Source organism: Desulfoplanes sp. PS50 (assembly GCF_053851535.1).
In genome coordinates this window covers 50,838-64,847 of the sequence record NZ_JBSPZA010000022.1, presented here as the reverse complement: position 1 = coordinate 64,847, position 14,010 = coordinate 50,838, and the positions used below count along the sequence as shown (strand labels likewise).

Annotated in this window: 12 protein-coding genes; 5 read left to right on the top strand and 7 right to left on the bottom strand. The window is 49.3% G+C overall.

Going from position 1 to position 14,010, the window contains the following annotated elements; all coding sequences use genetic code 11:
* The first annotated feature begins 624 nt into the window (after positions 1–624).
* From ACTVJH_RS10785 to ACTVJH_RS10775, 3 genes are all read left to right on the top strand, one after another.
* A complete protein-coding gene (locus ACTVJH_RS10785) occupies positions 625–1,251 on the top strand; it encodes a BRCT domain-containing protein (protein WP_455990307.1) in 627 nt (208 codons plus the stop codon).
* A 262-nt stretch (positions 1,252–1,513) separates the two neighbouring features.
* Complete coding sequence (locus ACTVJH_RS10780; RefSeq protein ID WP_455990304.1) at positions 1,514–2,278, top strand: ORF6N domain-containing protein; 765 nt, start codon at positions 1,514–1,516, stop codon at positions 2,276–2,278.
* A 192-nt stretch (positions 2,279–2,470) separates the two neighbouring features.
* A complete protein-coding gene (locus tag ACTVJH_RS10775; protein WP_455990301.1) occupies positions 2,471–3,982 on the top strand; it encodes a Fic family protein in 1,512 nt (503 codons plus the stop codon).
* 244 nt (positions 3,983–4,226) lie between these two features.
* Here the strand turns inward: ACTVJH_RS10775 and ACTVJH_RS10770 are convergent, their stop codons facing one another.
* Complete coding sequence (locus ACTVJH_RS10770; protein ID WP_455990298.1) at positions 4,227–5,036, bottom strand: DUF1848 family protein; 810 nt, start codon at positions 5,034–5,036, stop codon at positions 4,227–4,229.
* Between the two features lie 366 nt (positions 5,037–5,402).
* Here ACTVJH_RS10770 and ACTVJH_RS10765 point away from each other — a divergent pair, with 366 nt between their 5' ends.
* Positions 5,403–5,738, top strand: coding sequence for a hypothetical protein (locus ACTVJH_RS10765; RefSeq protein WP_455990295.1), 336 nt, complete (start codon positions 5,403–5,405; stop codon positions 5,736–5,738).
* Positions 5,739–6,285: 547 nt separating this feature from the next.
* On the opposite strand, the gene ACTVJH_RS10760 is transcribed toward ACTVJH_RS10765, so the two are convergent.
* Positions 6,286–6,606, bottom strand: a complete 321-nt coding sequence (locus tag ACTVJH_RS10760; protein ID WP_455990292.1) for a hypothetical protein — start codon at positions 6,604–6,606, stop codon at positions 6,286–6,288.
* Between the two features lie 56 nt (positions 6,607–6,662).
* Positions 6,663–7,052 (bottom strand): hypothetical protein, encoded by a 390-nt coding sequence (locus ACTVJH_RS10755; protein WP_455990289.1) that lies wholly within the window; start codon positions 7,050–7,052, stop codon positions 6,663–6,665.
* A 474-nt stretch (positions 7,053–7,526) separates the two neighbouring features.
* Here ACTVJH_RS10755 and ACTVJH_RS10750 point away from each other — a divergent pair, with 474 nt between their 5' ends.
* Positions 7,527–7,844, top strand: a complete 318-nt coding sequence (locus ACTVJH_RS10750) for a helix-turn-helix domain-containing protein (protein ID WP_455990286.1) — start codon at positions 7,527–7,529, stop codon at positions 7,842–7,844.
* A 192-nt stretch (positions 7,845–8,036) separates the two neighbouring features.
* On the opposite strand, the gene ACTVJH_RS10745 is transcribed toward ACTVJH_RS10750, so the two are convergent.
* The 4 genes from ACTVJH_RS10745 to ACTVJH_RS10730 form a co-directional block, all read right to left on the bottom strand.
* On the bottom strand, positions 8,037–8,999 hold the full coding sequence (locus ACTVJH_RS10745) for a nucleotidyl transferase AbiEii/AbiGii toxin family protein (RefSeq protein ID WP_455990283.1): 963 nt from the start codon (positions 8,997–8,999) through the stop codon (positions 8,037–8,039).
* Positions 8,996–9,727, bottom strand: a complete 732-nt coding sequence (locus tag ACTVJH_RS10740; protein WP_455990280.1) for a DUF6088 family protein — start codon at positions 9,725–9,727, stop codon at positions 8,996–8,998. Before ACTVJH_RS10740 ends, ACTVJH_RS10745 begins: the two co-directional genes overlap by 4 nt.
* A gap of 818 nt (positions 9,728–10,545) precedes the next feature.
* Positions 10,546–12,348 (bottom strand): methyl-accepting chemotaxis protein, encoded by a 1,803-nt coding sequence (locus ACTVJH_RS10735; protein ID WP_455990277.1) that lies wholly within the window; start codon positions 12,346–12,348, stop codon positions 10,546–10,548.
* Between the two features lie 255 nt (positions 12,349–12,603).
* Positions 12,604–13,965: a dihydrolipoyl dehydrogenase family protein gene (locus ACTVJH_RS10730; RefSeq protein ID WP_455990275.1), complete on the bottom strand. Its 1,362-nt coding sequence runs from the start codon at positions 13,963–13,965 to the stop codon at positions 12,604–12,606.
* Positions 13,966–14,010 lie beyond the last annotated feature (45 nt).

The window sequence follows — 14,010 nt, the reverse complement described above, 5'->3', positions numbered from 1 at the left end:
GTACGTCTGATGTTGAAAAAAATTGAGATGCCGCCATGTCTTCTCGATCGTGTCGTGAGCTTTGAGCCCAGCTCGACCACATATCGGGCATGTGAACGTACTCCCTCGGGGGAATCCAAGTCTGATGACGAGTCGCTCATCTTGAGCATCGAATTCAGATGAAAGTACCTCCCAAGGCGGAGTCAAACCAAGTGCTTTCTGGAAGAGATCTAAGTCTTTCATAGCTGCTTTTCCTACTCGGTGGCTTCCCAGATCTCAACCCCCTACCCACACGAAACAGCGAGGAGCCCAAAAAAAAGGCAGGAGCCTTTTTCTGCGAGCTGACCGACCGTTTGCACATCGCCTGGCCCACGATGCAGAAAAACAGTCAATGGGCCTCTCAGGAGTTCCTCACGCACAACTTTATCGGGGTCGGACCAGAATAACCATCTGAAATAATGATTGATAGCTGCCAAAAAGAGGACATTTTTCCTCTTAAAACCACTTTTTCAGACCAAAAATGGCCCCTCTAAAGCCTGAAGGCTACGGCTATATCAGTCTTTTACTTTCCAAGAACAGGGCAAATATGATTTAGAAAGACCTTCCCCTTCTCCCTCAATTCATCCGGAATCATCTGGAGGTTCCATGTCCGACTCTTACGACATCACCCCTTGTTCTGCCAATTACAACATTGACCGGGTTGCTGATCGGGTCATGGATGAACTTTTGGGAATATGCCGTGGAGTGTTGGCAGACGGGGACGTCAACCAGGACGAGGCCAAATTTCTGCTGGAATGGCTTGGAAAAAACCGGATGGCCTCGGATAATGTTCTCATGCCCGCCCTGTATTCTCGGCTCAAGGATATCTTTCAGGACGGAGTCATGGACGATGATGAACGTCAGGATCTCCTCTCCTTTCTCAAGCATGCGACAGGCAACAACACGGTCCTCGAAAACATGACAGCCATGCCATCTTCTCTGCCCCTGGATGATCCCCAACCCGATGTCGTCTTCACCGGACATGTCTTCTGCTTCACCGGCAACTTCGCCCTTGGTCCCCGCAAGGCATGCGGGCAGGAAGTGGTCTCCAGAAGCGGCATTTTCAAGAACACCATCAGCAAACAGCTCGACTACCTCGTCATCGGCTCCATCGGAAGCAGCAGCTGGATTCACTCCACCCACGGCAGAAAAATCGAAAAGGCCATTGCATACAGAAAAGAAACCGGTCTGGCCATCATCTCCGAGGACCATTGGGCGTGTGCCATTTGTTGATTTACAACATCTTCGGGGTCGGACCAAGATACCCTGAAGTAGCATTTAATAACAACTCAAGAAGGGCTTTTGTCGGTCTTAGAATCGCCTTTCTGCCCTTCAAACTGTCCAGCTAAGGCCGAAGGCCGCAAGACTGTTCAGGCCCTGTCATGCCAAGAGTGCACCGATATTTTATAACAATATTATACCTAGATAAGACGGTCTGACCCCAATAAGCAATAAGACGATACTGTAATCCGAGAGAATCTGGAGGTGCTGAGAGATGAGGAATAAACCAACAAAAAAAGACAGCATTGTGCCTGTGCAACAGATTCAGACCATGATTTTTACCATTCGTGGTAGTCAGGTGATGGTGGATCGTGACTTGGCAACGGTCTATGATGTTGGAACAAAAGTCCTCAATCAGGCCGTAAAAAGAAATATTGAACGTTTCCCTCAGGAGTTTCGCTTTCAACTCACGGAAACAGAAACAAAGGAACTGGTCACAAATTGTGACCGGTTCAAATCGTTGAAGCATTCAACCAGTAATCCGTATGTGTTTACCGAACAGGGAATATCCATGCTTTCTGCCGTGCTCCGAAGTGAGACGGCAATCAAGATCAGTATCAAAATCATAAGTGCATTTGTGGAGATGCGGCACTTTATCCAGCAAAACGCCAGTGTTTTTGCCCGGCTGGATCATGTTGAACGTCGCCAGATTGCCTTTGAATCGGAAACGGAAAAAAAATTCGAGAAAGTTTTTCAATCCCTGGAGGCAACCGACCCTCCCAGGCAGGGTATTTTTTACAAAGGCCAAGTGTACGATGCCTACGCCTTTGTTGCTGAATTAATCCGAAAGGCTAATAATAGCCTGATTCTGATTGACAATTACGTGGATGATACTGTTCCTTTCAGGCCCTATCACGCAAAGAGCGCACCGATATTTTCTTCCCAACCATGTCTGGCACATCACTCACAGGTGCCACAAAAAGGAGTTCTTGCTCAAATTCACAACAAACCGGGAAAACTGGATAAAATGGCTTTTTGAAGCTAGAAAGCACTTCGGGCTCGAGATTCTTCACTATGTGGTCACTTACCCCTTACAACGTAAAAACGGTCTGGATACGGTCGTATCGTTCCGTGGACAGTTGATCCGAAATCAGGCATGTAACGATTTTTCACGGGATACCATTAAATATAATACTTTTTCTGGAGCCATAACCGTTTTTCCCAAAAAACCATGACAGAAATCACTACGCCAACTGCCCCGACACGACTCGCCGGATATGCCGAACTCGTCAGGCGATATCAACTCGATGCGCCTATGAATTGGCACCATTCTCGAGTGGCCACCGGTGGCATGCACAGGATCGAGTCGGTCGGGAACGAAATCTGGGAGATATACCCGCCCAAATACTGGCCCGGAGATACTTTGGGTGCTCACCTTGAATTCGCATTGAAATACGATGGCACGAATCTAACCATCCTTGCGGCCCTATTTCAGAAAATCAAGGAGCAGGATTTCCTCGAATACGTTCGTTCCAAACCTACCGGGAAATATTCGCGTCGATTATGGTATCTCTATGAATTCCTGACCCAAAGAAAACTTCCGTTGGAGGATGTGACACGGGGGAACTACATTGATCTACTCGAACCGGATGCGTACTACACCATACGTTCCCCCCGGCAAATTCGGCGTCACCGGATCAATGACAATCTGCTGGGTGATGCTCGCTTTTGCCCCATGGTTCGCCGCACAAAGGTCCTTCGCGATTTCGAAGCTGCTGATCTTCCGCAAAGATGCCGACATGTCATATCCGCCTATTCACCGGAACTGCTGCGTAGAGCACTCCATTACCTCTATTCCAAGGAAACGAAGTCGTCTTTTGCCATCGAGCATGTCACTCCCTCTTCGACCCGTACCGAACGCTTCATGGCCCTGCTCCTCAAGGCAGAGCAGGAAGATTTCTGCAAAAAAACACACCTCATCGAACTCCAGAATCGTATTGTCGACCCACGCTTTCGGGATCCCGATTTTCGCACGACCCAGAACTATGTCGGTGAAACCATCGCATGGCATCAAGAGAGGATACATTTCGCCTGCCCCAAACCCGACGATCTTCCCATCCTGATGGAAGGTCTGGTAGCAGCTCATGAACGTATGGAATCAAACGATGTGCCCCCCGTGATCCATGCGGCGGTCATAGCCTATGGATTTGTCTTCCTGCATCCCTTCGAGGACGGCAATGGTCGCATCCACCGATTCCTGATTCACAATGTTCTTTCCCGCAGGGGTTTTACCCCGGAAGGAATCATCTTTCCGGTCTCGTCGTCCATGCTGAAACATCCAGCCGAGTACGATGCCTCTTTGGAGGCATTTTCACGCATGGTCATGCCTTTGATCGAGTATGTAATCGACCAGGACGGGCACATGACCGTCCAAAATGAAACAGCAACATGGTATCGATATATTGACATGACACCCCAGGCCGAGGCGCTTTACACATTTATCGACAGAACCATCGACACCGATCTTGCCGACGAGCTGGCCTTTTTGGATAATTATGACAGGACCAGAAAAGCCCTCCAGGAGATCGTGGACATGCCGGACCGACAGATCGACCTCTTTATTCGCTTCTGTCTCCAGAATAACGCCCGTCTATCGTTGCGCAAGCGATCAAAATACTTTGGTTTTTTATCAGATGAAGAGGTCGGGCAAATGGAGCAGGTCGTCAGAGAGGCCTATGCTTGACAGGTCAGTTTGTCGGGTTCGGACCAAGATAACATCTTAAAATTGTTATCAACAATCGGTCAAAATCGGCCATTTTTGGTCTTAAAACCACGTTTTTGACCCCAAGATCGCCCATCTAAGGCAATACACTTTAAGGTGGACCCCAACCGTTTGACAGTGGGACGACATGAAGTTCATTCTGCCAATCTTGAATTCGTGAGTGCAAGGCGTGTTCGGGGCTGCTCGCACCTGGAATGATAGGATCTCAAAACGGCACAATGCTCTCGTTGACATATGCATGCTCTTGTCGATTTTTCATGACAGCGGCCTCGGAGGTATTGGCATAGCAGTAGCGGCACATGTGCGGGCAGGTGTTGTACATGCCGATGTCCTTGCTGACGATGCACCCGCATTCCTTCCTCTGCCCCTTGTCCTTCATGTACTCCCACTCCATCTTGCCGAACAGGGCAGGACGGGCTCCCAGAAAGGCCATGAGCGTTCTGTCGTCTGAAAACAGCCGGATCATGAGGCGGTCATCGATGCACCGGCCATGCTCCACCTTCCATGAGCTCAAGTCGATGGATTCCCCGCAGGTGGCCAGTTCCAACCCCCAATCACGGTCCATGATCTGCAGTTCGCGGGCAAAGGTCTGCATGGACTCCAAGTTGAAATCCTCCCAGTCCACATGGCAACGGTTCAGATTGTTCTGCACCTTTCTGTAGCCGGTGATATCCGCAAAACTGAATACCAGCCTTCTGGTGTGGTCATGCAGCATGGTGCCGACCTTGTGAACCTTTTCCAAAAGCATCTCGAGAGGGGTCTTCGGCGTGATGATCAGGGGATCGAATCGCCAGATGACCCGGTCCGGACCGACTCTGTCGGCCAATCGTTTGAATATTTCCATACGCTTTTCCAGGCAGGGGACATTGGGCTCCAGGCCTTCACGGTCGTAATCGTTGACTGAAAAATGGAAGTAGTACTGGGGGATATGCTCATCCACCACATCAAGATACTGCATGAGTGGACCGCGGGATTTTTGCTCCAGATTACAATCGGGGAAATAATACTTAGACATGAATTCGTATCCTGAATGTGGTGCCTGACTTCATTGGCCATGCGAATGGGAATCCATGTGCCTAAATACTTCCTATTCCTGGTGCAAACATCAAGCAGGACACATATCCCCTTGGGGGTCAACCGATCAGTGACAGTATCGAGGAATCCGCAGTAGAGTTTGCTCCCATTGCCGTACACGACCCGATTGTAGTACTCGCTGATGGTCTTCCAGGCCATGATGATGTCGAAATGCCCGGCCCCCAAGTACCTCCCTCAATTGGGCGGAAAATACGGATTGATCTCCAGAGAATTTTCGGCTCAGTTGGGTATAAGAAAGTGAGAAAGAAAACCCCTTTGTGTCAATAGCATCGATGATCCGCCTCTGATGATCAAGGGCGATGTCATTGCCATCCACACTAAGCACCTCGACCCTGCCAGTGAACTCTTTGTCCTGGAGTGTCAGAAGCAACCCGCAAAGATTGCCTCCCGTTCCGGAACCAATATCCAGGATACGCAGCGACGATTTTCGGTTGGAAATATCCGCAAACAGATCATCATGTACGAGTCTGGAAAAAAATCTCCTTGGATTCGCCAAAAGATCTGGGGAAATATGTTCCGACATATTTTCGATTATGGTCCAGATCTGCCTCGAGATTGTATCTCACTGCAGCAGGCATTGGATTGTACTCGCCACGGATTGGACCGCTTTGGGAAAAAATAAATCTATCCAGAAACTCGGGCAGAGGGGTACCTATGTCCCGATACTTGGTGACATTTTGGGTGATCTCGAGAGTCTGCTTGTGTGAAAAAATCGGAGGATGTGCAGCAGACGTCCTGGATGAAGGATCTTCAAAAACAGATTTTTTGGTAAACATTGCGTTCCTCCTGATTTGGTGTCGAGACGATGAAGTTTATCGTCCTCAGAGAGGGGAACGGGAATGGTGCGGGGTTTTTCAGAACGGAAATGATTTTGTTGAAATGAGACTGGTGGGATAAACCATAGGCATCTGAGGGGGACTTCTTGGTCCAACGTGGCACAAACATGTGGATATGGATATTTGCCGGGATTTTATGGAATGGTTGGGTGGGGGGGGTGAGAGTTTAGTCCACGACACGACCCATGTGGTGAGTTTCGAACCACAAAAATTCTAATGGTCCAATACCGGATACGCATATAAAACCAGGGAATCCACAATATTTCTATTGTGGATTCCCTGGTTTCAGTCCCATGACTGAAAAAAATATTGCACGCCTCGGCTTCTGATATACTAGCACCTGATCCGTATGACCAACTCATTCTCGGCATTCAGATACAAGCTATTGCCCTTGTTTTCCTCTCTATCTTTTGAGAGTACCTTCCCCGCATCTCCGCAATCTTGAACAGTAGCTTCATGAGTAGAAATTCGATCCTCGTTGAGTCCCACCACTTTCCGAATCGCCGCGTCAGCGCTCGCATTATAATTCCACAACGTACTGACCGACATGTTATATTTTCTGGCAATTTTTTCAAAGGTTCCATGGCCACTCATAACTTCTAACACTGCTTTGTATTTAGATTTGGGAGAGATGCGACTCTTGTTTTTTTTCATTGATTAATCCTCACGTGAGTTAATTGTGTACCTTCAAAAATAATGAATTGAACGATTTATGCATTACAAGTTTTGTGACACTTAAAAAAAGCATTGGCCAGTTTATTACCTATTTCTGAATTCTTGCTATCCATATCAATATAATAAAAAAAGAGACATGTCATGTACTTTTCATTAATTGTATCCATCTCAGCCATGACTTCCATACATCCATAGGGATACTTCCTTTGTGATTCAGGCATTATCATTGTTTTGAAAACTATGTTATTCTTATTGTTCAACGCAATGAATAATTCGTCAAATTCCATCTGATCGATTTTCTCTTTAGACTTCTTGTCGATACCTTCAACCTCTTTCTGTATAAACCTTTTGAAATCATTGAGGTTGTGGCTATAGTTTTTGATGTTATCGCAATGTCCTGAGAGAACTTTTTCAAGATTAGTCATGTTTTCCTCTTTTCTGAAATGTGTTAATGTTGAAATTTTATTGCGGTCCAGTTCCGATTCATGTGTAGTTTTCAAATTCATGGTTTATTTTTTCATTCGGGTAACCTCCATATGCCGGTTGATTTTGATACAAAGGGAAATTTTCCTCACTTGAAACGGTTATTTCTCTCATTGCGCGACACAGATCTTTCCGCTAAATTCATTGCAGTGCCTCTTTGACCGACCCTAGTATGTTATTCTATGCTATAACATGAAAGCCTATGTATCAGGTCAGCTGAGAAAATCGAAAGTCGCCAAGCGGCAAAACCTTGGACTACTTTTACATGAACATTTATAATTAGTTCGAGTCTGTTAAGCGATCTTACGCGCTCTTGAAATGTGACTTTCCCCGTTCCGTTAAAAAAGACTATATTCATCTTGTGTTAATTTGTCAACACAATTTTGCTATTTTTTTTAAAAAAAGAGAAATTTGTAATGATAAGTCATCTTGAAAAGATAATGAACGAAAAGAAAACAACGATCCGCCAGCTGGGAGAGGACTCTGGAGTAAACAATGTAACGATTATGCGCGCCCGAAAAGATGATATGATTGAGCGCTGCACACTTGGAAAATTGCGCCAGATCGCCGAAGCACTCGAAATTTCCATTCATGATCTTTTTGATGAAGACGCATCCTCAACCCAACCGGTTACTGAAAACGACGATGCAATGACGCTCCAACTTGAAAACCATGAAAAGCGGATTGCCGAGCTCGAGGCCAAACTCAAGATTCTCTCGTCACTTGGTAGCTGAGCCTCTGTTGCGTAGGTAGGGCCACTGGATACGACCATTCATATTTCTCCGCACAAATACCCATCTACAAAAACAAAGAGGCCTTGGCAGTAGTTCGTACTGTCAAGGCCTCTTTGTTGGTGAGTCCGTATTGCTTATGCTAATTGGCTGATGATTCCGATGACGTGGATAAGTATTCTCTCCCCCGATTATTTATTTCTTCCGCAACAACTGAGCAAGGCTGCATATCGATTGGATTACTTCTGCCTCATCAGGAAGGCTGCCGTAAACGATTCCTCCAAGTCCATGCCGGTATGTACTGCTAAGCGAACTCCAAACCGCTGCTGTATCAGTAAAGATTGGACAGGTGGCAATATCCATCTCCAGCCATCGCGTGTCACCGATAGGGGCTTCCTGGTCTGATTTTCGGACTTGATCCAATAGTCCTTGCAATTCGTTTGGGGAATGAATGAACGTGTGAATGGTTTCTACATGCATGAGTTGGTGGATATCATAGAGGTGTCTGATTTTAGCCCGCAATGCCTCGAGATGATGTTCACTCCTCGATGCTTTGACAACAGCCATGACCTTTTCAATGAACGTGCGCTCCAGACAGAGTACCTGAAACATGAATGGTTGAAGGCCGAACCGGATTATCAAATCCTCTTTTTTCTGGTTTTTGAGAAACGCATGGATATAGGTGGAAATCTCCATCTGCTGACAGGGGGAGGGATGGGCAAAAGCATTTACCTCGAGTAAAATTTTGTTCGATATCGGTCCGACTGACAACGACCTCTCAAATGCCTCTGGATATGAGTAATAGACCTTTCGGATCATGGACCCTTTGGTGCTGCCCGTGGATTCTTCCTGCAGATCCCGGCTTGCCGTTGATGTGATCTGCTTGAGCAATTTCTTGATCTGGTTGTTTGACAGCTCCCCGTCAATAATGACTGCCAGATCCACATCCTCTGAAAAGCGTTCGATGCAACCGTAGGCCTTGGAAAGCGATGTTCCACCCTTGAAAACAGTTATATCGCCCAGGCTGGTTTGCGAAAGGCGATAGAGTGCCAATGTCAGCCAGTAATCTTTTTCAATGAAGATGTTCTGGAGATTGAAGTGGTCGGCAGTCGCCTGAATGGCATCCTTGAAGAGTTCTTTGGATTCATGAAGCTTCATACTATTCCCCATGATTTTTTATCGGGCAGGATGTTCTCTGAAACGTTGAGATTAAATGTCGTCAGGGGATTGAGCGTGCTTCGGAGTGCAAGGGCCTGTTCAGGCTTGTGTATCTGTTCGAGAAGACAACCATAGATGGCTCGGACCATGGGTGGATACTTCTTGGTAAAATCCGTCAGCTTTTTCAGATCATCTTGAGACAGTTTTCGGATTTTTTTTTCAAGAACGATCAGAACGTCATCCGGAGTACAGCCCTGGGCGTGTTTGATGAATCTGAGCGCCTCGAGCAGTTGCAGCAGGGGGACATCGTCTGCTTCAAACGAGGCAACGTAACTGCGCACGAACCGAACCTGGAGCTTGCCCATGGTCTGTTTTTTTCGGGGTGTGATGGTGGCAATGGTCAGAATACTCGGAACCTGGGTGGATATCTCAAGATTGAGATAGATGGACTGACCCGTGAGCATTCCTGTTATCCGGTCTCTTTTCCTGGTCAGAAAGGAAATGATTTCTTCATCAGGCGGACTGATCGGGCCAAAAACCGTTTGTTTGGGGCGATAGAAAGTCCCTTTGGCCTGACGGACCAGAACTTTTTGTTTCACCAACCGCTCGAGCGCCTTGGCCAGAGCCTGCGGTTTGACCTCTCGCATGCCAGTGAAATCCTGGTAGGTGATGATCTTTCCCGGAGGGACCGACTCGACATAATTTTTTACTTTTGAAGCAGCTTGCATGATATGATCCTCGTTTAAAAAGAGGAGTAGCCTTTTTAGCGGACTTGTCAAGTTTTTGATAGTTAAAACATGACATGCACGCAAAACATGGTTTACCGTTCACCATCACGGCCCCCTTAGATGAATTCCAGGGGAGGCGACAACTTCGCTGACACAGGAGGGGTGTTTGACAGCTTGCCGTCAATGATGACTGCCAGATCCACATCCTCTGTGATATCCTTGGATGATTGCTGTTGCCGCTAAATTCGGTGATCGGTGATCATAGTTTATTTCAATATTCGCCGATATAAGTGCAAAATTCAAAAAAAACACTTGCGTGAAGTTTATTCTTTTGATAGATAAGTTATTAAGTTAATTGAGTGTCCCACTAAACCGATTTGGAACAATTTTGGGACACTCAGAATTAAAATCTGGTTATACACAGTTATACTACGCTATCGTTAGTTATTGATTTAAAAAGAAATTAACCAAACTGACCTCTCGTCTTGACCCAAAGAAACGGACTCTTAATCAGGAGGTTCAAGGTTCGATTCCTTGGTGGCCCACCAATAAAACAAGGACTTACGTCATAACGGCGTAAGTCCTTTTTTTATACCAACCCATTTTGTACCAACATTGCACCAAGCTTCCCTCGTTCATACTGTAAAGTAGCGCTGCCTTTGGCGTAAATTTGCAATGCCTTTGGCACTAATTCACTTTTTCACCATCATGTCATAACATTATAGATGTCCCTTAAAACTCTTTGGCCAAGCAAACCCAAAAGCCCGGCGGGATGTATTCTCCAGCCGGGCTTTTCTTCATGGTTGTATTCCTATCAGCTAGCTGTTTTCCGTAATCAACCGGATCAGACTGCGCAGTTTTTCTGCCAGTTCTGCCAGTTCGGTAACCGCCTGAGCGGACTGATTCATTCCGGCGGATGTCTCGGCCGTGACACGGCTGATCTCCTCAACCGCCCGATTGATCTCTTCGCTGACAGCGCTCTGCTGCTCGGCTGCCGTTGCAATGGAGCGTACCTCTTCCGAAGTCTCGACGGCAAGCTGGACAATCCGTTTCAGGGCATCGCCGGACTGGTTGGCCAGGGTGTTGGCCTCTTGTACGGCCACGACCGCCACATCAACGACCGCCACATTTTCACTGGCACCGGTCTGAATATCATTGATCGCGTTGCCGACTTCCTTGGTGGCCTGCATGGTCTTTTCAGCCAGTTTGCGCACTTCATCGGCCACCACGGCGAATCCGCGGCCAGCCTCTCCTGCCCGCGCGGCCTCAATGGCCGCATTCAGGGCCAGCAGATTGGTCTGATCGGCAATATCGCTGATGACATCCAAAATACGACCGATATCCTCGGCCTGCTCCCCAAGAACGGTCATCTTTTTCTTCAACGATGCGGCCTGGTCCGCGACCCTTTCATTGGCTGCCACGGATCGCAGCACAATATCGGCTCCAATAGAGGCTTCATCCTTGGTATTGTCGGCGCACGTGGCAGCCGAGCTTGAATTGCGGGCCACTTCGAGCACGGTGGCGTTCATTTCTTCCATGGCCGTGGCCGTCTCGGTGCTGCGTTGATCCTGAATTTCGGTTCCGGCACTGACTTCATCAACCTGGGCCGCCAATTCCTCGGAAGCAGAGGCCAATTGCTCGGAGATCTCCGCGGCCTCGGTGGCCGCATGGGTCATCCTCTCCAGCAGCTGAACCACCCGGGCCTCCTGAGCCTTGACATCCTCAAGGGCTTTTTCGGCCCGATCCTTCTGGGCCTCGGCCTCCTGGCTCTTGTGCTCCGCCTCCTGCATCTTGCCCTTGAGCCTGTCGACCATGGTGGAGATCGAATCCTCCACGTCTGCCAGTTCGGCATCGAACGTTCCATCCGGCGTGGCCTGCAGATCCCCTCTGGCGACTGCCAGGGAGTAATCCTTGATCCTGAAAAGCGGGTTGAAAAGTGCCCGGTTCATAAACAGGTAAATGATCCCCACAACCACTGCAAAGAGCAGAAGCGACCAGATACCGACCCCGATGGCCGCGTTAAAGACATCCTGATTGGTCTTTTCCAAAGAGGTGATGATCTCGAAGGCGCCGTGAATCTCTCCGGCCTTCCAGCCTTCCTTTGTGCCGCCCAGGGGGTCTTTGCCTCCCTTGGGATCGCCGTGACAGAACAGGCAGTCTTCTGTCAGATACACCGGCTTGAAATAGCGGACCTGATCCGACTCGACAACAATTTTTTCCTTTATCTTTCCAGCTTTCAGCTCCTCGAGAACAGTGAGCTCAAAAGGAGTGGGGTTGTTGGCAGGATTGCGGGGACTGACCTTGGGCGCCTTGAACCGGTAACCGGCCTTGGCCGCATTTTCACCGGCCATCTGCAGGGCCGTGAGCACGGGAACAGCCTCAAGCAGTTTGTCTGCCGGAATCTCGTCAAGAGGACGAATTATCCCGGCTTTAAGCTTGTGGGCCATTTCATTGCGACCGGCCTCAGCCATGAGTACAATGGCCTGGCTCTTCTGAACCATACCATCCACCGCGCCCTTTTTGATATCACGGACACGCAATCCGCCCATGATAACGGCCACGGCGAACATGCCCAAGCCAACCAGAGCGATAATCTTCCAGCGAATGCTTATGTCTTTCATCAATCCCCCTGTGCGCCGTCATCCCGGTCTTCGATGTCTTTGCATAGCTCATAAAAACACGTCGAGGCTGCCCCGGACTGGATACCGGCGCCTACAGCCCCTCCTGGCCCAAAACCAGCCTTTCTTTGTAAAATCAAGACACAAAAAGAGTCTGGCGGATGTACAAGGTGCAGAACACCCACGTCATACGTATCCGAAACCTTTCTGATCTGGCAAGCGTAAGCTTTTTAGCCAATGAGATAGATCTGCAGGCAATCACGAGAGCATGTAGCGCAGGGCATAGCCAAACGAGGGATACGCCCACGGATGGGCCAGCAGATCCGCACGCGTCAGTTTATGACGAACTGCCAACCCCAGGATATTGGCTATCTCCTCGGCGTGCTGGCCCAGATAGTGCGCGCCCAAAATCCGGCCCGTATCCCGCTCTTCCAATATCTTGTACCATGCATGGTCTATTCCCAGACGTTTATGCTCTGACCATTTGGCAGCATTGCCTGAATGCACGACACAATCCACACCGAGACGTTGCGCCTCCTTCTCCAGCAGTCCGACCCGGGACAGAGGAGGATCCGTGAACACCGTGGTCCCGGTGGCGGAGAGATCACAACGTCGAGAGACGCCATGGATGATGTTGTGGGCCACCACCTCGGCCTGGAGCGCAGCTACGGGCGTGAGCGCCATCCCATACTCGGCGCAGTCGCCCGCTGCGAACACGGCCTGATTGGACACGCTGCGCATATACTCGTCAACGACCACCCCGTGATCGTTCGTCTCCACCCCGATATGTTCCAGCCCCAGGATATCCGTGTTCGGGACCCGGCCCGCACCCAGCACAGCCAATCCGGCGGTAAATCGCTTTTCCACGCCCTCCTTTGCCTGGCGGGCTACTACCGCGATAGTTTCGGCTTCCCGTTCCACGGACACAGGCAGATGCTCTGTGATGATGTCGACGCCGCGTTCCTCCATGGCCAGGAGGAGTTCACGGACGCAGTCGGGATCAAATCCCCTCAGCAATTGTTCGCTCCGATGAAGCACAGTAACACGGGCCCCTGCAGCCGCCGCGATGCATGCAAACTCCAAGGCGATGAACCCGCCCCCGATAAACAAGACCGAGTCCGGCATGATGTCCAATTCAAGAAAGGCATCGCTGGTGAGCAAAAGCTCGGAACCGGGTATGTCCAACTGTCTGGGCCTGGCGCCAACGGCTATCACATATTGCCTTCCCCGGACAGGGCCATGACCGGAAAGCTGCAGGATGCCTGATTCATCGAACCTGGCCTCCCCTGGCAAAGTATCAATATTTTGTTTGTCCAGGTAGGTGTGCACACGATCCGAGATATCATCCGTAAAAGAACGCTTCACACGCATCAGGTCCGGCCAATCGATATGCACATCCCCCTTGAGACCCTTGCCCTGAAGGTCGCGCACGCGGTTCGCGGCATGGGCGACGTCGGCCAGGGTCTTCTTGGGCTCGCACCCCCGCAGCGGACAGACACCCCCCCAGCCGTCGCGTTCGACTACCGCCACCTCGAGCCCGGCCTCTTTGCAGGTTGTGGCGACTATATTGCCGGCAGCCCCTGCGCCGATGACCACAACATCATAGTTCTTCTCGTTCATCAGTCTGATTCCTCCTTGAAAGTGGTCAGGTCCCACTCCCGTAAG

What these genes read in the sequence shown, in the direction of transcription:
- ACTVJH_RS10785 (WP_455990307.1), top strand. Translation starts at nt 625, where the DNA reads ATGTCCGACTCTTACGACATCACCCCTTGTTCTGCCAATTACAACATT.
- ACTVJH_RS10780 (WP_455990304.1), top strand. Translation starts at nt 1,514, where the DNA reads ATGAGGAATAAACCAACAAAAAAAGACAGCATTGTGCCTGTGCAACAG.
- ACTVJH_RS10775 (WP_455990301.1), top strand. Translation starts at nt 2,471, where the DNA reads ATGACAGAAATCACTACGCCAACTGCCCCGACACGACTCGCCGGATAT.
- ACTVJH_RS10770 (WP_455990298.1), bottom strand. Translation starts at nt 5,036, where the DNA reads ATGTCTAAGTATTATTTCCCCGATTGTAATCTGGAGCAAAAATCCCGC.
- ACTVJH_RS10765 (WP_455990295.1), top strand. Translation starts at nt 5,403, where the DNA reads ATGATCAAGGGCGATGTCATTGCCATCCACACTAAGCACCTCGACCCT.
- ACTVJH_RS10760 (WP_455990292.1), bottom strand. Translation starts at nt 6,606, where the DNA reads ATGAAAAAAAACAAGAGTCGCATCTCTCCCAAATCTAAATACAAAGCA.
- ACTVJH_RS10755 (WP_455990289.1), bottom strand. Translation starts at nt 7,052, where the DNA reads ATGACTAATCTTGAAAAAGTTCTCTCAGGACATTGCGATAACATCAAA.
- ACTVJH_RS10750 (WP_455990286.1), top strand. Translation starts at nt 7,527, where the DNA reads ATGATAAGTCATCTTGAAAAGATAATGAACGAAAAGAAAACAACGATC.
- ACTVJH_RS10745 (WP_455990283.1), bottom strand. Translation starts at nt 8,999, where the DNA reads ATGAAGCTTCATGAATCCAAAGAACTCTTCAAGGATGCCATTCAGGCG.
- ACTVJH_RS10740 (WP_455990280.1), bottom strand. Translation starts at nt 9,727, where the DNA reads ATGCAAGCTGCTTCAAAAGTAAAAAATTATGTCGAGTCGGTCCCTCCG.
- ACTVJH_RS10735 (WP_455990277.1), bottom strand. Translation starts at nt 12,348, where the DNA reads ATGAAAGACATAAGCATTCGCTGGAAGATTATCGCTCTGGTTGGCTTG.
- ACTVJH_RS10730 (WP_455990275.1), bottom strand. Translation starts at nt 13,965, where the DNA reads ATGAACGAGAAGAACTATGATGTTGTGGTCATCGGCGCAGGGGCTGCC.